Origin of the sequence: Halomonas pelophila (assembly GCF_040196315.1) — a bacterium.
GTDB classification, from domain to species: Bacteria; Pseudomonadota; Gammaproteobacteria; order Pseudomonadales; family Halomonadaceae; genus Halomonas; species Halomonas pelophila.
This window is the reverse complement of sequence record NZ_JBEGCI010000003.1, coordinates 207969-227103: the sequence shown is the minus strand read 5'-3', so window position 1 is coordinate 227103 and position 19135 is coordinate 207969. Positions and strand designations below refer to the sequence as shown.

Genomic DNA, 19135 nt, shown 5'->3' with positions numbered 1-19135 from the left:
TGTCACGATGGCCTCGTCAATTCATCAGGAGGTTCTCATGACATCACGACTGGCTCGACTGCCCCTGCTCGGCGCCGCCCTGCTGGCCGGCAGCGTGCTCGCCGACACCGGTGCAGGCCTGACGCAGCAGAACCTGTCGCTGGAGCTGGCCAATCGCCTGGTCGACTCCACGCTCGAGGCCTGCCATGCCGACGGACGCACCGCCGTGGTGGCGGCCGTCGATCGCGGCGGCAACCTGGTGGCCCTGCAGCGCGACGACAACATCGGCCCGCACAACACCGTGGCCGCCCAGCGCAAGGCCTTCACCTCGCTCTCGACCGGCACCACCAGCCGCGCGCTCTCCCGGATCGCCCGGGACGATCCCGAGTCGGCCAACCTGAACACCCTGGACGAGCTGCTGCTGCTCGGCGGCGGCGTGCCGCTCACCGTCGACGGCGAGGTGATCGGCGCCCTGGGCGTGGCCGGCGCCGGCGGCTCCGCCATTGACGAGGGCTGTGCCCTCAGCGCCATCGAGGACGTGCTGCCCCCGGCCAGCGCCGCCCGGTAAGCCGGCTTCGCCGCCGTCACGACCCCCGTTTCGAACGACCCACGACCACCGTGTCCCGCACGGGTTCGACACCACCCCAAAGGAGTCATCCATGAAGAAGATCCTCACTTCCGTCGCCGCCGGTATCGCCCTCAGCAGCGCCGCCGCCACCGCCATGGCCGCCGACAACCCGTTGAGCGTACACGTGCTCAACATCCAGAGCGGCCAGCCGTCGCCGGGCGTCGAAGTCGAGCTCGAGCGTCGCACCGACGCGGGCTGGGAATCCCTGGCCACCGCCACCACCGACGACGCCGGCCGCGTTTCCGCCCTGTACCCCGAGGGCGAAGCCTTCGAAGCAGGCGTCTACCGCGTGACCTTCGAGACCGGCGAGTGGTTCGCCGAGCGCGACATCGACACCTTCTTCCCGGAGATCCCGGTGCCCTTCCAGGTCGAGAACACCGAGCAGCACTACCACGTGCCGCTGCTGCTCAGCCCGTACGGCTACTCCACCTACCGCGGTAACTGATGACCGCCGGCGTGAATCGGCCCGTCAGAGTCGATTCACGCCAGCGAGTTCCTTCACGCCCGCTCACGCAAGACCGTTCACGTAAGACCGTTCACTCAAGTTCCGATATCGCTATTGCTGGAGGTTTACCATGCTGTCCAAGTCACTTGCTGGCCTGATGCTGGCCACTGTCATGCTCGCCGGCACCGCCCAGGCCGATCCGGCCACCGAGCGTGCCCTGAGCCTCAACGAGGCGACGATCTCCTTCGCCGCGCCGATGGACATGACCAACTTGGAGGTCTTCGCCGGCGGCATGCTCGGCGACTCCACGGCCATGATGCAGGCGCGCCAGCGCCTCCAGCAGAGCCAGAACGCGACCCGCGACCTGGCCCTGATGCCGAGCGGCCTGTCTCCGGCCCGCCAGGCGACGGGCAGCTAACCGCCGCACCGCGCACCCGGCCATCGGGTGCCGGATGACATAAAGCAGTAGAGTAATAGCGAAGATGCCAGTCGGCCCAGGCCGCCTGGCATCGTTGCGTCTGGGGCACGCGAATCCGGGCGACACGTTGATCCGTGGGGCTGGGGATGCATCAGGATCAGAACGAGGCGAGCAGACGCCCCAACGTCTCCATGGCCCGCTCGCTGCGCGCCGTCCACGGGTGGCCGTAGCTGAGGCGCACGCAGTGGCGAAAGCCCTGGGTGGCCGAGAAGATGGGGCCCGGGGCCAGGCTGACGCCCTGGTCCAGGGCCATGCGGAACAGGCGCAGCGAGTCGACGCGTTCCGGAAACTCGGCCCACAGGAAGTAGCCGCCCTCGGGCCGGGTGATCCGGGTGCCGGTGGGAAAGTGCCGGTCGGCGGAGGCCAGCATGGCGGCCTGCTGCGCCTCCAGGGCATGGCGCAGCGTGCGCAGGTGGCGGTCAAAGCCGCCGCGCTGCAGGTAGTCCGCGATGGCCGCCTGGGCCGGAATCGACGGGGAGATGGTGGTCATCAGCTTGAGACGCGAGATCGCCGCGGCGAAGTGCCCGCCCGCCACCCAGCCGACCCGATAACCGGGCGCCAGGCACTTCGAGAAGGAGCCGCAGTGCATCACCAGGCCCGCGTCGTCGAGTGCCTTCACGGGCGTCGGCGGCGTGGCGCCGAAGTACAGCTCGGCGTAGGCGTCATCCTCGAGCATGGGCAGCCGATGGCGCTTCAGCAGAGCGTAGAGGCGGCGCTTGCGCGCGTCGCCGAGGCTGGCGCCCTGCGGGTTCTGCAGATGACTCATGAACCAGCAGGCCTTGATGGGCAGCGTCGCCAGGCGTTCCTCGAGGATATCGAGGTCGATACCCTCGCGCGGATGCACCGGGATCTCCACCGCCTTCAGTTCGAGCCGCTCCAGCACCTGGAGGCTGGCGTAGAAGGCCGGCGCCTCGATGGCCACCAGATCCCCCGGCTGAGTGACGCACTGCAGGCCCAGGTTCAGCGCCTCCATGGCGCCATTGGTGATTACCAGCTCCTCCATCGGCAGCTGCATGCCGCCGAGCATGTAGCGCAGGGCGATCTGGCGGCGCAGGTCGGGATGGCCGGTGGTCATGTCGGCGATCACCGCGTCGGGCGACAGCTCGCGCAGCCCCCGCGCCATGCTGCTCGCCAGGCGTGACAGGGGAAAGAGCGCGGGACTCGGAAAGGCCGAGCCGAAGGGCACCGTGCGGGTATCCTGAAGCGACTCGAGCACCGAGAAGACAAGCTCGCTGACGTCCACCTCGGCGGGATCCGCCCGCTGCCCCCAGACCCGGGGCTCCTCCATCAGGCGCCGGGCCTGCTCGCGCACGAAATAGCCCGAGCGGGGCCGCGCCCGGATCAGCCCCCGGCGCTCAAGCAGGTAGTAGGCCTGGAACACGGTCGAGGGGCTGATGCCGTGGTGCCGGCTGGCCTGGCGCACCGAGGGAATGCGCTCGCCGGGCGCCAGCACGCCCTGGCGGATGAGGGTCGCAATCGTGTCGGCGAACTGTTCGTAACGCTTCATCGGCTGGCTGTCCGGCGCATCGCGGGGCCGTCAGCATACCCCAGCCGGGGGGCTCGTCGCGAAAACAGCCCCGCTCGACCGCAGACGCCACCGCACAGCGCAAAGCCTTGTGACACGGCGGACGGCGAGCATCTGATCCGGTTTTTTGTCGGCCATCTGAGTCTGTTATGCGCCGCACCCCACGCGCATAGTGCGGCCATCGTCCGCCTGCCCTCTTCCGGATATCGACATGACCCAACGCATCCCCCTGCACGACCTGGCGCCCGAGACCGGGGTCGGTCGGCACGATCCCGCCGACACCTCGCCGCCGGCGAGGCCCGCCCCACGCTCACGCCTCTACGTCCGAGAGGTCCAGGGCGTCTTCCAGCGCCTGCGCCGCCGCGCGAACTGGGCGCTGATGGCGCTCTACCTCGCGCTGCCCTGGCTCCGCTGGGGCGATCGCCCCCTCGTCTGGTTCGACCTGCCGAGCCGCGAGTTCCACCTCTTCAGCGCCACCTTCTACCCCCAGGACTTCATCCTGCTGGCCTGGCTGCTGATCGTCTGCGCCTTCGGCCTCTTCCTGATCACCATGCTCGCCGGGCGCGTCTGGTGCGGCTACGCCTGCCCGCAGAGCGTCTGGACCTTCCTGTTCCTCTGGTTCGAGCATCGCCTCGAGGGGCCGCGGCACCGGCGGATGCGCCGCGACCGCTCGCCCCGACGCCTCGACGTGCTGTGGCGCAAGGCCGCCAAGCACGGCGCCTGGCTTGCCATCGCCTTCGTCACCGGCCTGACCTTCGTTGGCTACTTCACGCCGATCCGCAATCTGGTCGTCGACCTGGCGAGCCTCGACGCCGGCCCCTGGGCGCTGTTCTGGATCGGCTTCTTCACGCTGTTCACCTACCTCAACGCGGGCTGGCTGCGCGAGCAGGTGTGCCTGCACATGTGCCCCTACGCCCGCTTCCAGTCGGTGATGTTCGATGCCGACACCCTGATCGTCTCCTACGATGCCGCCCGGGGCGAGCCGCGCCGCGAGCGCCGGCACAAGGCCAACAACCAGCAGGTGCCGGCGGGCGACTGCATCGACTGCGAGCTGTGCGTGCAGGTCTGCCCCACCGGCATCGACATCCGCGACGGCCTGCAGTACGCGTGCATCGGCTGTGCCGCCTGCATCGATGCCTGCGACGGCGTCATGGAGCGCCTCGGCAAGCCGCGCGGCCTGGTGCGCTACACCACCGAGCACGCCCTGGCCGGCCGGGCCTCGCGGATCCTGCGTCCCCAGCTGGTCGGCTACGCCGCCGGCCTGGTGGTGATGGTCGCCCTGATGGTGGCGTTCATGGTCGAACGCACGCCCCTGCAGTTCGAGATCGAACGCGACCGCCAGCGGCTCTTCACCCAGGTCGCGGAGGGGCGCGTCGTCAACCACTACACCCTGACCCTGCGCAACCAGGACGACCGGGCGCACCGCTTCCGCCTGGAGGCGACCGGCCTGCCGGCCCTCTCCCTGGTCGGCCCCGACGTCATGGAGGTGGCCGCGAACGCCACCCAGCGCTGGCGCATCGCCCTCGAGGCCGCCCCCGAGGCCCTGGCCCGGCCGAGCCACCCCGTCACGCTGCGCGTCGCCGCCCGCGACTCGGCACTGGCGATCGAGCGCGAGACCCGCTTCCTGGGGCCGTCCGCCCCGCGCTAAGGGCCCTTCGCGAATCGTCCCTCACCGATCCCTCCCAACGGCCCACAAAAAAGGCCCCCTCATCGAGGGGGCCAAACAGCAAAGCATGGAACATCGCAAAGCGGGGCGATCAGCCGTGACGATCGTAGCCGTTGTCCAGGAACGGATAGTCGGTGTAGCCCGTCTCGTCGCCGCCGTAGAAGGTGTCGGGGTTCGGCTCGTTGAGCGGGGCGTCGACGCGGAAGCGCTCGACCAGGTCCGGGTTGGCGATGTAGGAGCGGCCGATGGCCACCGCATCGGCGATCCCGTCGTCGATGATCCGCTGGGCGCGCTCGGCGTCGTAGTGGCCGCAGAAGATCAGGCTGCCGCTGAAGCGCTCGCGCAGGGCGCGACGGAAGTCGTCGCTGAACTTGACGTCGCCGCCGGCCCAGTCGGGCTCGTTGACGTGCACGTAGGCCAACCCGCGCCGGGAGAGCTCTTCCATCAGGTAGAAGGCCATTTCTTCGGGCTCGTCGTCGGTCAGGCCGAAGATCTCGATGAAGGGGGTCAGGCGAATGCCGGTGCGCGCGGGCCCGAACACCTCGGCCACCGCATCGACCACCTCCAGCGGGAAGCGGGCGCGGTTCTCGATCGAGCCGCCGTAGCGGTCGGTGCGCCGGTTGGTGCCGGTGGCCAGGAACTGGTTGAGCAGGTAGGCGTTGGCGGCGTGCACCTCGACCATGTCGAAGCCCGCCCGCTTGGCGCGGATCGCCGCCTGACGGTAGTCCTCGACGATGCCGGGAATCTCGTCGGTCTCCAGGGCCCGCGGGGTGCTGGTCTCGTGGCGACCGGCGCTGCCATCCGGAAACTCGACGAAGCACTGGGCGCCCTCGCCCTTCAGGGCGCTCGGCGCCACTGGCGCCTGGCCGTCGGGCTGCACCATCTCGTGGGAGACGCGCCCCACATGCCACAGCTGCAGGGCCATGCGCCCGCCCTTGGCGTGCACGGCCTCCACGACGCCCTTCCAGCCGGCCTCCTGTGCATCGGTCCAGATGCCGGGGGTATAGACGTAGCCCCTGGCCGTGGGCGAGATGTTGGTCGCCTCGCTGATGATCAGGCCGGCGCCGGCGCGCTGGCCGTAATAGGCCTCTTGCAGCTCGCCCGGCACGCTATCGGGCGTGCGGGCCCGGGTCAGCGGTGCCATCAGGATGCGATTGGGCAGCGTCAGGCTGCCCAGGCGGGTCGGGGTCAGCAGGGTCTCGTACGCCATGCGGCAACGTCCTCTTCGATGGGTCGGATCTGGGGTCGGCGCCTCGGCGGGCGACTCGACCGGCTCGATGATTAGACCAGTTTACTAGCAACCTCCTAGCGCTGGCTACCCCTGCTAATCGTTAACGTGATAATCGATATCCAAGGCGGCCGCGTGCCGCCGTCGCAGGGCCCCCGGCGTCAGGCTGTTCCTGGCCCCCCGGGCCGCGTCCGCGCTTTACATCCGAGCCCGGCGCGGCCTATGCTGGCGTCAGCGCCGATTTGATCACCAGCTTGCGGGCGCTCTACAAATGCCGCTAAAGCGCCGCCGAAGGCCCGCTTTAGCCCATGCAAAGCGGGTTTTTTGTTGCCTGGCCCCCGGGCCGCCGCCGATTTAAGCACCAACTTGCGGGCGGAATAGAAATGCAGCTAAAGCGGCGTGCGACTCCTCTCCCCTGGGTCGGCGCTGGCCGAACCATCCTGTCCAATGTCAGGGGAAACGGAGACGATCATGACTCACCGCACTGCCACCCCTCAGACCCCGGCCGCCGCTGCCGTCACGCGCCGCCACACGCTGGCCGCCCTGCTCGCCGAGGAGGACATCGTGCGCCCGGAGCTGCGCAACGACGCCATCCTCGAGGCGCAGCGCGGCGCGCGTAGCCTGTCAGGCGCGCGGCCGCAGAGTCCCCGTGGTCGGCAAGATCCGCGATGACGGCGAAGGCCCTGGACGATGGGCTTTCGTGAGGGGCATAAGAAAAATGCATGGTGAGCGATAAGCCCGCGGCCCTACCCCGCGGGCGGCGCGACGCCCACCATGCCGGCGATCGAAAGCCCGATGATCGACGCCATACGAGGATGCCCGTCATGCCCACTCGCCCCGCATTCATCCTTCACGAGCAGCCGCCCTCGGTGGGCCTCGAGGACGGCGATGCCACCCGGGAGCTCAGCCCGCTGTGGCTGCGCGAGCGCACCCAGTCGCCCGACCAGCTGGAGCCGATGACCCAGCAGCGCCTGTTCGACTCCCACGCCATCGACACGGCGCTGACGCTGACCGAGGTCACCCGGATCGACGAGCACCACGCGGCGCTCGCCTTCAGCGACGGCCACCGCGAGACCTATGACCTGCGCGTGCTGGCCGACGAGCTGGACGACACCGCCACCTTCCCCGCCGCCGAGCCCTGGGACGCCGGCCTGGACCCGGCGCGCGTGCGCTTCGACTGGACCCGGGTGCGCGACGAGCCGGCCAACTTCCGCGCCGCCCTGGACGCCTACCTGCGCCTGGGCCACCTGGTGCTCACGGGCGTACCCACCGACCCCGAGCGCATCCTCGAGGTCGGCCGCCACTTCGGCTACGTTAAGGAGACCAACTTCGGCCGCTACTTCGAGGTCTACTCGCGGCCGAGCGGCAACGACCTGGCCTATCGCAGCGTGGCGCTCGGCCCGCACACCGACAACCCCTACCGCACGCCGGTGCCGGGCATCCAGCTGCTGCACTGCCTGATCAACGAGACCCAGGGCGGGCTCTCGACCCTGGTCGACAGCCTCAAGGTGCTCGAGCGGCTGCGCCACGAGTCCCCCGAGGGCTATGCGCTGCTCAAGAGCACCCCGGTGCGCTTCCGCTTCGTCGATGCCGGCACCGAGCTCGTCACCCAGCGTGCCATGATCCAGACCGACGACGATGGCCATCCGACCGGAGTGCACTACAGCCCGCGCCTCGACGCCCTGCCGCTGCTCTCCGACGCCGAGACCCGAGTCTTCCACGCCGCCCGGCAGCGCCTCGGCGAGCTGTTCTCGGACCCCGCCTATGAGCGGCGCTTCGCCCTTGCGGCCGGCGAGCTGATGCTCTTCGATAACAGCCGGGTGCTGCATGGCCGCACCAGCTACGACAGCAACGAGGGGCGTCGCCACCTGCAGGGCTGCTATCTCGACAGCGACGGCCCGCGGGAGCGCTTCGCCAGTCTTCTGAAACACCGTGAATCGATCGAGGAGGTCGCCTGAATGGAACAGGTCGCATTTCGCCAGATGAAGGACGGCACCCGGGAAGAGTACGTCTTCCTCGAGGGGCTGGAGGCGCAGTTCAACGAGGGGCTGGTGGATCGCCTGCTGGACGCGCTGCGCGGGCTGGAGCACAGCCTGAGCGGCTACCGGGTCACCCGGCTGGAGCACTCGCTGCAGTCCGCCGCCCGCGCCGAGGCCGACGGCGCCGACGAGGACATGATCGTCGGCGCCCTGCTGCACGACCTGGGCGACGACCTGGCGCCCTACAACCACTCCCAGCTCGCCGCCTCGATCATCCGCCCCTACGTGCGCGGCGAGGTGACCTGGGTGGTCCACCACCACGGCCTCTTCCAGACCTACTACTTCGCTCACCACTTCGGCAAGGACCCGAACGAGCGCGACCGCTACCGGGACCACCCCTGCTACCAGAGCTGCGTCGACTTCTGCGAACGCTACGACCAGGCCGCCTTCGACCCGGACTACCCCACTCCGCCCCTCGAGCACTTCGAGCCGATGCTGCGCCGCGTCTTCTCGCGCAAGCCCTTCGACCCGGCGGTGATCGGCACGGAGTACCCGCTGGAGCTCTGAGCGGCCTCACCGAGACGACGGGCGCCTCCCGGCGCCCGCTCTCCCCTCCCTGGCACGCTTTCCCGACGCGCGTCCCGCCACGTCCCCCAACGCAACGACCGGGCCTGGGCCCGGTCGTTGCGCTTAACGAAGACGACTCGCGATCAGCAGGCCTGGGGCATCTCGCCTCGGGCCAGCCGGGCGTTGATGTCGTCGATCACCCCCGGCAGGTCGGCGATGGTGTCGATCAGGTAGTGGGGCCGCGAAGCCTCGAACTCCCGGGCGACCCGGGCACGCCCCTCGGCCAGGGCCTCGGGCGTGAGCGCTCGGAACTCCTCGAGGGTCAGGCCCAGGGCGTTGCCCGAGCAGGTCAGGCCCACCGTCCACATGCCCGCGCGGCGCCCCTCGAGGATGCCCGGGGTGGTGTCGTCGATCTTCACACAGGCGGCGACGTCCTCGATGCCCAGCGCGATGACGCTGGCCAGCGCCTGGGCCGGATGCGGACGGCCGTTGAGCACCTCGTCGGAGGCCACCACGTGGTCGGCCTCGTAGCCGTGCTGCGCCGCCATCTCCACGACCCGCTTCATCACCACGGCCGGATAGCCGGAACAGGAGCCGATCTTCATGCCCTGCGCGCGCATGGCGGCGATCGCCTCGATGGCGCCGGGGATCAGCGCCGAGTGCTCGGGGATCTTCTCGACCTGCAGCGGCATGAAGCGCTCGTAGAGGGCAGTCACGTCGGCATTGGTGGGCGCATGGCCGAACACCTCGGCGCAGCGCGCGGCAATCTCGGGAACATCGCACAGGGCGCGGATGTGATCCCACTTGCCCATGCCCATGGGGCCGCGGGCCTCCTCCAGGCTGAGCGCGACGCCAAACTCGGCGAAGGCGTCGACGAAGATCTGGGTCGGCGCGAAGGAGCCGAAGTCAACCACGGTGCCGGCCCAGTCGTGAATCGCGGCCTGCAGGCGGTCGGGGGCGTAGTAGTGCATGGAGCGTTCCTCGTTGTTGTCGGGGGAGTGGCGTGTTTCAGAGAGTGGCGTGTTGTCAGTGGAGAGTGTCGGCTCAGGCCGCCGGACGGCCGTCGTCGACGCCCATGGCGTCGAGCGCCTCGCGCACGGCGGCGAGCAGACGCTCGACCACCGCGACGTCCAGGCGGCCGATGCAGCCGATGCGAAAGCTCTCGGCCTCGGTCAGCTTGCCCGGGTAGATGACGAAGCCCCGCGCCTTGAGCTCGGCGTAGAAGCGGCCGAACTCGAAGGCGGGATGGCCGGGGCTTACGAAGGTGGTGATGATCGGCGACAGCCAGCGGTCCTCGAGCAGGGTCGCGAAGCCCAGCTCGCGCATGCCAGCCACCAGTCGCTCGCGGCTGCGGGTGTAGCGGGCCAGGCGCCCCGCCACCCCGCCCTCGGCGCGATGCTCGGCCAGCGCCGTGTGAAAGGCGGCGACCACGTGGGTCGGCGGGGTGAAGCGCCACTGGCCGGTGCGCTCCATATAGCGCCACTGCTCGAAGAGATCGAGGCTCAGCGAGTGGGCGCGCCCGGCGCTGGCCTCGAGCAGGTCGCGGCGCAGGATCACGAAGCCGAAGCCCGGCACCCCCTCGAGGCACTTGTTGGCCGAGGAGACCAGGACGTCGACGGGCACCGCCTCGACGTTCAGCGGCACCGCGCCGAAGGAGCTCATGGCGTCGACGATCAGTCCCTTGCCCCGGGCCTTGGCCATCTCCGCGATCTCGGCCAGCGGATTGAGGATGCCGGAGCTCGTCTCGCAGTGGACCAGGAAGACGTCGGTGATCTCGGGGTCGGCGTCGAGCCATGCCGCCACCTCCTCGCCCCGGGGCGGCAGATAGTCGCCCTTGTCGAGCAACACGTGCTCGCGGCCCAGGTAGTCCAAAATCTTGGCGGCGCGCTGGCCGTAGGCGCCGTTGGCCAGCACCAGGGCCTTGCCGTGGCGATCGATGGCGGTGGCCAGCGCCGCCTCCACGGCGAAGGTGCCGCTGCCCTGCAGGGGCACGCAGGCGTAGGCCTCCTCCGAGGCGCCGGCCATCTCGAGCAGCTGCGCGCGGACCTCGGCGGTCAGGCGGTTGAAGTCGTCGTCCCAGGAGCCCCAGTCGTGGAGCATGGCGGCCTTGATGGTGTCGCTGGTCGTCAGGGGACCGGGGGTCAGTAGGTAGGGAGCGTCCTGACCGGGCGCATCGACGTGGCGCGTGGCGGTGGCGAGGGGCATGGGCGGCTCCGTGAATTGGCTGAAGCGAGTTGGCGAAAGAACATTGGCGCCCATCAGACCAGCCGCTTGACCATAGATAAAATCGATTTAACGTATCTTTGATACAAGCTGAACTTATAGTGAAACCATGTCCCTCTCCCACGCGCAGCTGCGCGCCTTCCATGCGGTGGCCGTCCACGGCAGCTTCACCCGGGCCGCCGAGCGCCTCTGCCTCAGCCAGCCGGCGGTCTCCGATCAGGTGCGCAAGCTCGAGGAGCGCTTCGGCGTCAGCCTGCTGCGCCGCAGCCGGCGCTCGGTGGAACTCACCGACCTCGGCGAGCGGCTGCTCGGCATCACCCAGCGGCTGTTCGCCGCCGCCGACGAGGCCGAGGCCCTGCTGGCCGGCGCCCGGGACCTGCAGTCGGGCAAGCTCACCCTGGCGGTGGACTCGCCGATGCACGTGCGGCGCTTCATCGCCCGCTTCCAGGCGCGTCATCCCGGGGTGCGCTTCCAGCTGATGACCGGCAACACCGACGCGGCCCTCTCTCGGCTGTTCGAGCACCGCGCCGACTTCGCCGTGCTGGGCCGCACGGTAGAGGATCCGCGCCTGCTGAGCGTGGAGCTGAGCCGCGCCCCGCTGATCGCCTTCGTGCCCGCGGACCACCCCTGGGCCCGCTGGCGCTCGATCCGCCTGGCCGACCTCGCCCGGGCCCCGCTGGTACTGCGCGAGCGCGGCTCCATGACCCGCCAGGCCCTGGAGGCGGAGCTGCGCGCGGCGGGGATGGCGCTCACGCCGGCCATCGAGGCCGAGGGACGCGAGGCCGTCTTCGAGCTGGTGGCGGCGGGGCTCGGGGTGGGGATCGTCTCGGCGGCCGAGGCCGGCCATCATCCCGGCATGCATCGGCTCACCATCGAGGACAGCGGCCACTGCATGACCGAAACCCTGGTCTGCCTGCGTCAGCAGAGCGAGCGGCGCCTGGTGGCGGCATTTCTTGAGGTGGTGCGCGAGGCCCTGGCCGAGCCCGAGGGGTGAGGCTCAGCCCGTCGCGTCGTGAGCCCGAGAGGCCTCGTCGTCGGGCCGGTGGCGGTGGACCGCCTCGATCAGCCAGTCGCCGATCGGCTCGAGCACCGCGCTGCGGTGATGCTTGACGCTGAGCCAGTAGCCGTAGTCGCGCCGCGTGACCCGCGGCCCCAGCGCGACCAGCTGGCCGTTCGCCAGGTGCTCCTCGACGAGGATCGACCAGCCGAGCGCCACGCCCTGGTGGGCGAGCGCGGCGTTCAGCAGCAGCGCATAATTGTAGTAGGCGAAGACGTCGTCGCGGGGCGCCAGGCTTAGCCCGGCGGTGTGGCACCACTGCGCCCAGTCGAGCCAGCGCGGGTCCTTGATGTCCTGGTGCAGCAGCGCGAGGTCGGGCAGCACTTCCGAGGTCAGCGTGTCGGTCAGGCCGTGCTGGTCGGCATAGGCAGGGCTGCACACCGGGAAGACCGCCTCGCTTGCCACCAGGCGGGCCTGGGCGTTTGGCGTTCTGGGCCCGAAGCGGATGGCGATGTCGGCGGCCTGCAGCTCCGGGTCGTCGGCACGATCGATCGGCATCAGTTGGAAGGTGACCTCCGGAAAGGCCCGCTTGAGCGCCGGCAGGCGCGGCAGCAGCCAGAGGTGCGTGAAGCCGGAGCCGGCGGCTATGACCACCGAGGGCGACGGCCGCCGCCCCTCCTGCATCACCCGCTCGCAGGCCTCGCGCACCGACTTGAGGCCCGGCGCCACCTCCCGATAGAAGCGCTCGCCCTGGGCGTTCAGCACCAGCCGTCCGCCCTGGCGATCGAACAGCGGCAGCCCGACCCGCTCCTCCAGCGCGCGGATGCGCTGGGAGATGGTCGGCTGGCTGGTGCGCTCGGCATCCGCCGCCGCCGTCATCGAACCCAGGCGCGCGGTAGCCTCGAACGCGATCAGCGACTTCATGGAGGGGGGCTGGTGGCTCACGGGCGGGGCCTTAACGTCGCGGAGTGCTGTTCAGGGGTGAGGAAGGGATTTTCTCATATGCCGTTGTGTTGGGAACACGATCAACCCAATGAATGCGACGCTTTCCTGTGCCGACGACACCAACCGCCAGCAGCTCGCTATGCTCCACACGTCCGAGCGCGCCGCCCCGCTCAAGCGTGACCACCCGCTCATGGCCACCCTGGACGAGCTCAACGAGAAAATGAGCAAGGGCACGGTGCGCCTGGGTGATTCAACCCGCCAATCGGCGCGCGCTTTCGACTCATAGCTCAGCTGAGTGGCTCAGGCATGTGGGCCAGTACACGATCGAGACGATCAAAACCGACCCAGTGTTCAGACATTTTCATCACCCACCCCGCGGATGAGAAAGACAAGGTCGACATGGTGATGTTGGAGTCGCTGCTGGGATCATCCCAGAAGATCCGATAAGTCCGACCATCCTTAGGCGGCAGGCCGGGAATGGACTCGGATGGACACTTGATGGTCATAATCAACACCTCGCTACATGTACTATAAAAAGATCTTCGGATAACCCGACTCAGAACATCAAATCAAGGCCAAAGGCTACACCTTACCTTTATATCGAATCCAAAGGTAAGGCCTTTTCCACCATCTCAGAAGGTGGGTATGCCCTTCAAACTCTTCCACCAAGTAGACCCATTCCCGCCCATAGATGTCACGATAAAATATCAGCAAAGACACGGGTTCGAAAAAGACTTCGAAGTAGTCATCTCCACCATCGACAATAGCGCGATCAACATCAAATCGGGCCAGAACTAGATCCTCTCCAACTCCAAACGTATGCCCCTTTTCAGGCCCGGCGACTTTCTCGACATGCAACTGATAGCCCTTGAAAACTCTCTCGATTAGGCAGCGAATCGGCTTATGAGCGCGCCCAGGCATGCGATAGTGACCGTGCCAAGCCTCGAATGATTGGATAATGCCCGGTCCAAAACCCTTGTTACTAAGCATAATCGTGCAAGTAGGGTTTTCTGCTGTGGGGTAATCTGCCCAAGTGGCAAAAGCCGGCAACACAGAAAGGCGGCTATGATGGCGTGATGACCAAGCACTGGACAGGCTGACGAGTAACGCTGCCAATGCTATGAAATTGGAAGGCGTCGAAAAGATATTCTGAGTAAAGCCACTCCAGGTAGAGGCTTCAAATAGCTGCGACCAGTCCATGTCATTCCCTCATAGCCACTTGGTAGTGTGAATCATACCTCTCACACCCTTCACTACTAACACCCTGCTCTCCTGCGCCGCACGATACCAGCGTGATGTCACGAACCCGCTGAATCCCTGCGCAGGAGCCTCCCATGGTACTCGATCAATACCACCACGGGGTGCGCGTCTCCGAGGTCAACGACAGCACCCGGACTATCCGCACGGAGTCAATGGCGATCATCAGCATCATCTGCGCCGCGCCCGATGCAGCACCCGGTAACGCCGCGGCGCTGACGCTCAACCAGTCCGCCGCCTGGCCACTTATCGAGGGCTCAGGCACCTACTACGGCCTCTACGTCATCGTCTCGCTCAACGAGCGGAAGTCCGACTTCTTCCGCGACGGCGCCGCCCAGCAGATCGAGTTCGACCTCAAGCTCGAGCGCATCGACCGCCCAGCTGGCCAGCACGGCCGCCATGCGCGCCCTGGCCACCGGTCTGAATGGAGCACTGGCATGAGCCTACTCAGCGAGCCGGGCCGAGCCGCCCGCACACCGGACTACCGCCTCACCCTGATGGGCCAGCGCATCAGCCCCCAGGTCGGCGCCCGCCTGCAGCACCTGCGACTCACCGATCGTCGCGGCCTCGAGGCCGACCAGCTCGATCTCACCCTGGAGGACCACGACGGCCGCCTCGCCCTGCCCCCGCGCGGCGCCGAGCTGCACCTGGCCATGGGCTGGCGGGGTCAGCCGCTGGTGGACCGCGGCACCTACATCGTCGAAGAGGTGGAGCATTCCGGCGCGCCGGACGTGATCACCATTCGCGCCCGCTCGGCAGACATGCGCCAGGGCCTGCCCGGCAAGCGCACCCAGAGCTGGGACGCCATCACCCTCGGCGAGATCATCACCACCATCGCCGGCCGCCACGACCTCGAGCCCAGAACCGGTCAGCACTTCCAGGGCATCTACCTCGAGCACATCGACCAGACCGAAGACTCGGACCTGCACTTCCTCACCCGCATGGCCGAGCGTTATGACGCCATCGCCACCGTGAAGGCCGGCCGGCTGCTGTTCATCCCCGAGGGCACCGGCACCAACGCCGACGGCACCGAGATCCCCGCCATCCGCCTCACGCGCCAGGCCGGCGACCAGCACCGCTACAGCGTCACCGACCGCGATGCCTACACCGGCGTCGTCGCCCAGTGGTACCACCCGGCCAACGCCGAGCCCCGCGAAGTCGTCGCCGGCAGCGACGACGAGCCCAAGCGCCTGCGCCCCACTTACGCCACCCAGGCCGACGCCCTCGCCGCCGCCGAAAGCGAATGGCAGCGTCTCCAGCGCGGCGGCGCCGCCTTCACACTGGACCTCGCCGAAGGCCGCCCCGAGCTCTACCCCGAGACGCCAGTCACCCTCAGCGGCTGGAAGCGCGAGATCGATGACAACGTCTGGTTGATCACCGAGGTCAGCCACGACCTCAGCGACAACGGCTACACTTGCTCACTTCTCTTTGAGCGTCACCCCGTCTAGTAACCGCTCAACCTTCTATTGGCTTTCACTTGACAACAAAGAAAGCAAACAAATGCTATAAATTTCATTGTGACAACCCAACTCCTTTTTTCTTCAACAGCCTATTCTGCTTATCCAGAAAAACAACGACATTTTCTTTCATGTTGCCTGGATACTTAGAAATCCCAGTAGAAAGTATCACCTGATAATCCTTTTTAAAATCTTCCAGCTTATCAATTTGACTTATAGCGCCAATAAGATGATCAGCTTCTATGCCACCCGTTTCAGGAGTGTCGACTAGAAGCAGCCTTGGGAAAAGCACATTGTCAGACTCCAAAGACATACGAAGCATAGTCAAAAAATACATCAACCTTTTCGGAACGGCTGAACTGGCTTCACGATAATGCCCATTATCAATTATAGGCATGTAATCTTCATTTGAAATCCTGGCGCTCCGGCAATCGGCAAGGGCGCTAGTCATAAAGTCATTGTATGTTTCACTGAAATCTTTAACGATTTCACTTATGGCTTTCTCAGCCTCAACCTCGAGCCTTTTGACCAGAAGTTCCTGATTGCCATGACTTTCTCTCTTGCGATCATAGTCTTTTTGGAGAGAATCTAACTCCTTTTCGTCATCTATCCTTCTCTCCATCTCTTTTATATTCGTTCTAACTTGTAATATCTTATCGTCTATTTCATCAAGACCGTTGAGGTCAACGTAGTCAAATGCACGTGACGCACTATCTCCGATCTTTTCTTTGCACTTCTCTGCTTCTGTTTCTTTATCCGCTATCTCGCGCTTTATCCTCGCCTCTTCCTCAGCCACACCTCTAATAGCCAGCTCTATAGTTTCAAGGGTTTTTTTCTTGCTCTTCAGAAGCTTCCCATATTCTTCACTAGTGTAAAAAAACCTTTCATACTGAGCCTCATCTATCTCAGTCCCACAAATACACCTGTCTTTAGCTCTGTCAACTTTCTCAAGACAAAAAGGGCATGTGTCAACAGAAAACAAGTTAAGCTGATTGTGAGCATAAAGTATCTTGCTTATCCTCTCTGCATCATGCACGACGCTCTTTCTCAACCCCACCAAACTGGCCTTTTCTTTGTACACAGAAAAAAGCTCAGAGTTCTGCCTGGCTAAGTCCGCCTCGGTACTAGAAAAAAGCTCCTGGTAATAACTCAGATCTTCTAGAGAATAAGCTGGATCCGTCCTGTTTTTCTTAAAAGCCTCCCTGGCCTTTAGCAGCTTCCCTTCTTGTTCTATGATCTCTTGGAGCTCTTTGGAAAGAGCTGACAGGTTCTTAACCTCTCTATCAGAAGCCCCCTTATCCACGACTCTCTTAAACTCGCGCAATGCGAAGGCTGCATCATTTTTTTCTTTCTCCAATACTTTAGACTCATTGATAGCATCATAGTAATCAGAGAAAGCCTTGCCCATCCACAGTTCAAAGATAGCCTTTCTAACCAAATCAGAGTCAGAAACCATCCCACCTGCGTCTGGAGCCTTATATATTTTATTTGGATCTAATGCTTGATTGTGGTAAAGAAGTCTAAACAGATCAGACACATTGATCTTAAACTTTTTGTAACCAAGATAAAGCTCAACGGTTTTTACTCCTAGCTTTTCCAGCAGCCAGTCTGAAAAAATCTTATCGGACTCTTCATTTCTATATACTGGAAATACTTCTACCTCGCCAGACTCAATTGCGTTATTGTGCTCACACTTGCGGTAAGGGACTACGATAACATCATTGCTTTTTATGTATCGCCTTATCAAAAAAGATGACCCATTGACGTAAACATCAAGCTCAGCATAATTATTAGTATCGCTGGTTACCTGGACATGCTTTTCGTCACTATCCCTTCGAAACTTTTTGACTTTACCACCTAGCCCATGGTAAATCAGATCGAAAAAAGTAGTTTTTCCAGTGCCATTATCACCCTCAATAATAGAGACCTTTTTCTCTAACCAAGGAGAGATAAACTCATACTGGTCACCTTGATAAACGACCCTGTTTATTCTCAGAAACCCCATCGCGCGATACCTCTTTCCTCAAACATCCCTTCAAGTAACGTATCTAAACGCAACACAGACAACCTAGGGAACAGCCTTTTAATTTCTGCGCAATTTCGAAACTCTTTGTTGAAAAATCTCTTTTCAATCAAACCTTTCCCGAAAACCTTTTTACTAAGCGAAACATCTATTGCCTCGCTCTCCGAGCCTTTCCTTAATATCAAATAATCTTTTTTCTCCAACATCATTAAGAGTTTAGTTATCTCTCCCTGGCTTGACACCCCCTCATGATAAAGATCTTTCACCAGGTCTTTGTCCAGTCCATTCGCGATAACCTTACCCTTATTTCGTTGGAATATTCCAACAAGGTCTTCATTCGACAGAACAGGGACAAGAAATGCTAGCTTCCTGTGGTCCTTAAAATATGTTCCATTTTTCGAACCCAAGCATTCCAGTATAACAAAAATCGAATAGGCAAGAAAATAAAAATCCTCGCCAGATATAAACATCAACCTCTTTTTTTCGACATCCACTTGATCATTCATCAGAGCTTACCGGTTCATCAAAAGCCAAAAAACATTCATCAAAAAGCTGCATTATAGTATTCTCTACGACTTCTTCGCCACTTAACTTGTATGAATAATCCTGCTTAAGAGAAGCAATTTTCTTGCAACTCTTATTCCGCATCTCGTCAAAATGAAAATGAAGATCTTTAAGGGTCAATGGTTCAGAAAAATCCCCTCGCGAAATATACTCCAAGCTTGTATAGTAAACCCTATACTTCATCGCCTTAAAACTTCGCTTAAACTCTCGCTCTTCGATTTTTGCTGAAACAGCCTTATGGGAAAGCAGCCTTATAGTTTTACTTGGACAATCCGTAAAGACTGACTCAACCTTTTCTTTCAAGTTCCTTGTATCATCAGCATCGATTTCCTCCCACGCTTTCCACGCAGGATCATGAAGTTCAGGAGTTATCTCGCCGGCAGCTTGAATATACACCAACTCAACATCAGAAGAGTATACAAACTTATCGTTGGCATATGCCAAACCTTGCCTTTTGTCTAGCTCTTCCATCAAGAGAGACAATATTATCTCTTCTTTGCCTTCCAGATGGGCGTTGAAATGAGGGCAGGCTCTTATTTTCTCGAAAGCTTCATCTTGCTCGACATCTTCGTCTCCACCGCCAAAAGTCCATGTTATCAAGTCCAAAAAGCTTATCAGATCATCATCAGACATTTCTTCGAGAGACTGGAAGACACCACCTCGTTCTGGGTACTGCCTTTGATACTCTTTCAGCAACACAAATTTTACTAAGGGAAGCAGGTTTGGGTAGCTATAATTTCGTTCAGACAGAAGTTCCAAGACTGGTTTGTCGGGATTTTCCAGCCCCGCCTCCTCTACTGCCTTGGGGCGACCTTCTTTCGCTATGCGGTTTGTAGAGTGAAACCCAAAACTTAACGTTTTACTGTGGCGCCACTTAGCAGAATAAATATCAAAAAAACTTACAAGTGAGTTCTTGACTTCATGGCTATTAATTGTAAAACCTGACTCGGGATTGTAATTCTTGTCTTCCTCTAGATATGCTTCCGAACTTATATCGTCCGCATAATTAACAGCCACATCTTCATAGTGCTCTACAGCCGCGTAGAACACATAAAACGTAGTGGCTTTATCTCTGTTATACAGATCCAGCATTAAGTTTATGGCTCGCAACTTTTGCAAGCGGAACCCCTTCGTTTTATCAGAGGCTTCTCTGCTAATCAGTCCATCCATACAT

19 protein-coding genes are annotated in these 19135 nt (G+C 62.9%); 10 read left to right on the top strand and 9 right to left on the bottom strand.

Annotated features, from left to right (window positions below):
- The first annotated feature begins 37 nt into the window (after window positions 1-37).
- From ABE957_RS04525 to ABE957_RS04515, 3 genes are all read left to right on the top strand, one after another.
- Window positions 38-547: a GlcG/HbpS family heme-binding protein gene (locus ABE957_RS04525; protein ID WP_349757486.1), complete on the top strand. Its 510-nt coding sequence runs from the start codon at window positions 38-40 to the stop codon at window positions 545-547.
- 91 nt (window positions 548-638) lie between these two features.
- Window positions 639-1052, top strand: coding sequence for a hydroxyisourate hydrolase (gene uraH / locus ABE957_RS04520; RefSeq protein WP_349757485.1), 414 nt, complete (start codon window positions 639-641; stop codon window positions 1050-1052).
- A gap of 130 nt (window positions 1053-1182) precedes the next feature.
- Complete coding sequence (locus tag ABE957_RS04515) at window positions 1183-1470, top strand: hypothetical protein (protein WP_349757484.1); 288 nt, start codon at window positions 1183-1185, stop codon at window positions 1468-1470.
- Between the two features lie 157 nt (window positions 1471-1627).
- Here ABE957_RS04515 and mapR read toward each other — a convergent pair whose 3' ends face one another.
- A complete protein-coding gene (gene mapR, locus ABE957_RS04510) occupies window positions 1628-3037 on the bottom strand; it encodes a GntR family transcriptional regulator MpaR (RefSeq protein WP_349757483.1) in 1410 nt (469 codons plus the stop codon).
- Window positions 3038-3266: 229 nt separating this feature from the next.
- Here mapR and ccoG point away from each other — a divergent pair, with 229 nt between their 5' ends.
- Window positions 3267-4703 (top strand): cytochrome c oxidase accessory protein CcoG, encoded by a 1437-nt coding sequence (gene ccoG, locus ABE957_RS04505; RefSeq protein ID WP_349757482.1) that lies wholly within the window; start codon window positions 3267-3269, stop codon window positions 4701-4703.
- 109 nt (window positions 4704-4812) lie between these two features.
- On the opposite strand, the gene ABE957_RS04500 is transcribed toward ccoG, so the two are convergent.
- Window positions 4813-5931, bottom strand: a complete 1119-nt coding sequence (locus ABE957_RS04500; RefSeq protein ID WP_108444723.1) for an alkene reductase — start codon at window positions 5929-5931, stop codon at window positions 4813-4815.
- A 489-nt stretch (window positions 5932-6420) separates the two neighbouring features.
- On the opposite strand from ABE957_RS04500, the gene ABE957_RS04495 reads away from it, so the two are divergent.
- The 3 genes from ABE957_RS04495 to ABE957_RS04485 all read left to right on the top strand — a co-directional run bounded on the left by ABE957_RS04495 (window position 6421) and on the right by ABE957_RS04485 (window position 8495).
- Window positions 6421-6621, top strand: a complete 201-nt coding sequence (locus tag ABE957_RS04495; protein ID WP_349757481.1) for a hypothetical protein — start codon at window positions 6421-6423, stop codon at window positions 6619-6621.
- Window positions 6622-6773: 152 nt separating this feature from the next.
- Window positions 6774-7907, top strand: coding sequence for a TauD/TfdA family dioxygenase (locus ABE957_RS04490; protein WP_349757480.1), 1134 nt, complete (start codon window positions 6774-6776; stop codon window positions 7905-7907).
- On the top strand, window positions 7908-8495 hold the full coding sequence (locus tag ABE957_RS04485; protein WP_349757479.1) for an HD domain-containing protein: 588 nt from the start codon (window positions 7908-7910) through the stop codon (window positions 8493-8495).
- A gap of 143 nt (window positions 8496-8638) precedes the next feature.
- On the opposite strand, the gene phnX is transcribed toward ABE957_RS04485, so the two are convergent.
- The gene (gene phnX / locus ABE957_RS04480) at window positions 8639-9466 is read right to left on the bottom strand and encodes a phosphonoacetaldehyde hydrolase (protein ID WP_349757478.1); all 828 of its coding nucleotides are present in this window, start codon (window positions 9464-9466) and stop codon (window positions 8639-8641) included.
- A gap of 73 nt (window positions 9467-9539) precedes the next feature.
- A complete protein-coding gene (locus ABE957_RS04475) occupies window positions 9540-10700 on the bottom strand; it encodes a 2-aminoethylphosphonate--pyruvate transaminase (protein WP_349757477.1) in 1161 nt (386 codons plus the stop codon).
- 127 nt (window positions 10701-10827) lie between these two features.
- On the opposite strand from ABE957_RS04475, the gene ABE957_RS04470 reads away from it, so the two are divergent.
- Window positions 10828-11712: a LysR substrate-binding domain-containing protein gene (locus ABE957_RS04470; RefSeq protein WP_349757476.1), complete on the top strand. Its 885-nt coding sequence runs from the start codon at window positions 10828-10830 to the stop codon at window positions 11710-11712.
- Between the two features lie 3 nt (window positions 11713-11715).
- Here ABE957_RS04470 and ABE957_RS04465 read toward each other — a convergent pair whose 3' ends face one another.
- Window positions 11716-12660 (bottom strand): LysR substrate-binding domain-containing protein, encoded by a 945-nt coding sequence (locus ABE957_RS04465; protein ID WP_349757475.1) that lies wholly within the window; start codon window positions 12658-12660, stop codon window positions 11716-11718.
- Between the two features lie 88 nt (window positions 12661-12748).
- On the opposite strand from ABE957_RS04465, the gene ABE957_RS04460 reads away from it, so the two are divergent.
- A complete protein-coding gene (locus ABE957_RS04460; RefSeq protein WP_349757474.1) occupies window positions 12749-12946 on the top strand; it encodes a DUF4113 domain-containing protein in 198 nt (65 codons plus the stop codon).
- A 296-nt stretch (window positions 12947-13242) separates the two neighbouring features.
- Here the strand turns inward: ABE957_RS04460 and ABE957_RS04455 are convergent, their stop codons facing one another.
- A complete protein-coding gene (locus ABE957_RS04455; RefSeq protein ID WP_349757473.1) occupies window positions 13243-13860 on the bottom strand; it encodes a hypothetical protein in 618 nt (205 codons plus the stop codon).
- Window positions 13861-13994: 134 nt separating this feature from the next.
- Between ABE957_RS04455 and ABE957_RS04450 the strand changes: the two genes are divergently transcribed.
- Entirely contained in the window at window positions 13995-15365 is a 1371-nt protein-coding gene (locus ABE957_RS04450; RefSeq protein WP_349757472.1) for a contractile injection system protein, VgrG/Pvc8 family, read from the top strand.
- 64 nt (window positions 15366-15429) lie between these two features.
- Here ABE957_RS04450 and ABE957_RS04445 read toward each other — a convergent pair whose 3' ends face one another.
- The 3 genes from ABE957_RS04445 to ABE957_RS04435 are packed head-to-tail and all read right to left on the bottom strand — an operon-like array spanning window position 15430 to window position 19131.
- Entirely contained in the window at window positions 15430-17379 is a 1950-nt protein-coding gene (locus ABE957_RS04445; RefSeq protein ID WP_349757471.1) for an AAA family ATPase, read from the bottom strand.
- The gene (locus tag ABE957_RS04440) at window positions 17367-17903 is read right to left on the bottom strand and encodes a hypothetical protein (RefSeq protein ID WP_349757470.1); all 537 of its coding nucleotides are present in this window, start codon (window positions 17901-17903) and stop codon (window positions 17367-17369) included. The genes ABE957_RS04445 and ABE957_RS04440 overlap by 13 nt, the downstream gene beginning before the upstream one ends.
- A complete protein-coding gene (locus ABE957_RS04435) occupies window positions 17896-19131 on the bottom strand; it encodes a hypothetical protein (protein WP_349757469.1) in 1236 nt (411 codons plus the stop codon). Before ABE957_RS04435 ends, ABE957_RS04440 begins: the two co-directional genes overlap by 8 nt.
- Window positions 19132-19135: the final 4 nt, after the last annotated feature.

Bases quoted from the DNA above. Each gene is read 5' to 3' on its own strand.
- ABE957_RS04525 (WP_349757486.1), top strand. From the start codon at position 38: ATGACATCACGACTGGCTCGACTGCCCCTGCTCGGCGCCGCCCTGCTG.
- uraH (WP_349757485.1), top strand. From the start codon at position 639: ATGAAGAAGATCCTCACTTCCGTCGCCGCCGGTATCGCCCTCAGCAGC.
- ABE957_RS04515 (WP_349757484.1), top strand. From the start codon at position 1,183: ATGCTGTCCAAGTCACTTGCTGGCCTGATGCTGGCCACTGTCATGCTC.
- mapR (WP_349757483.1), bottom strand. From the start codon at position 3,037: ATGAAGCGTTACGAACAGTTCGCCGACACGATTGCGACCCTCATCCGC.
- ccoG (WP_349757482.1), top strand. From the start codon at position 3,267: ATGACCCAACGCATCCCCCTGCACGACCTGGCGCCCGAGACCGGGGTC.
- ABE957_RS04500 (WP_108444723.1), bottom strand. From the start codon at position 5,931: ATGGCGTACGAGACCCTGCTGACCCCGACCCGCCTGGGCAGCCTGACG.
- ABE957_RS04495 (WP_349757481.1), top strand. From the start codon at position 6,421: ATGACTCACCGCACTGCCACCCCTCAGACCCCGGCCGCCGCTGCCGTC.
- ABE957_RS04490 (WP_349757480.1), top strand. From the start codon at position 6,774: ATGCCCACTCGCCCCGCATTCATCCTTCACGAGCAGCCGCCCTCGGTG.
- ABE957_RS04485 (WP_349757479.1), top strand. From the start codon at position 7,908: ATGGAACAGGTCGCATTTCGCCAGATGAAGGACGGCACCCGGGAAGAG.
- phnX (WP_349757478.1), bottom strand. From the start codon at position 9,466: ATGCACTACTACGCCCCCGACCGCCTGCAGGCCGCGATTCACGACTGG.
- ABE957_RS04475 (WP_349757477.1), bottom strand. From the start codon at position 10,700: ATGCCCCTCGCCACCGCCACGCGCCACGTCGATGCGCCCGGTCAGGAC.
- ABE957_RS04470 (WP_349757476.1), top strand. From the start codon at position 10,828: ATGTCCCTCTCCCACGCGCAGCTGCGCGCCTTCCATGCGGTGGCCGTC.
- ABE957_RS04460 (WP_349757474.1), top strand. From the start codon at position 12,749: ATGAATGCGACGCTTTCCTGTGCCGACGACACCAACCGCCAGCAGCTC.
- ABE957_RS04455 (WP_349757473.1), bottom strand. From the start codon at position 13,860: ATGGACTGGTCGCAGCTATTTGAAGCCTCTACCTGGAGTGGCTTTACT.
- ABE957_RS04450 (WP_349757472.1), top strand. From the start codon at position 13,995: ATGGTACTCGATCAATACCACCACGGGGTGCGCGTCTCCGAGGTCAAC.
- ABE957_RS04445 (WP_349757471.1), bottom strand. From the start codon at position 17,379: ATGGGGTTTCTGAGAATAAACAGGGTCGTTTATCAAGGTGACCAGTAT.
- ABE957_RS04440 (WP_349757470.1), bottom strand. From the start codon at position 17,903: ATGAATGATCAAGTGGATGTCGAAAAAAAGAGGTTGATGTTTATATCT.
- ABE957_RS04435 (WP_349757469.1), bottom strand. From the start codon at position 19,131: ATGGATGGACTGATTAGCAGAGAAGCCTCTGATAAAACGAAGGGGTTC.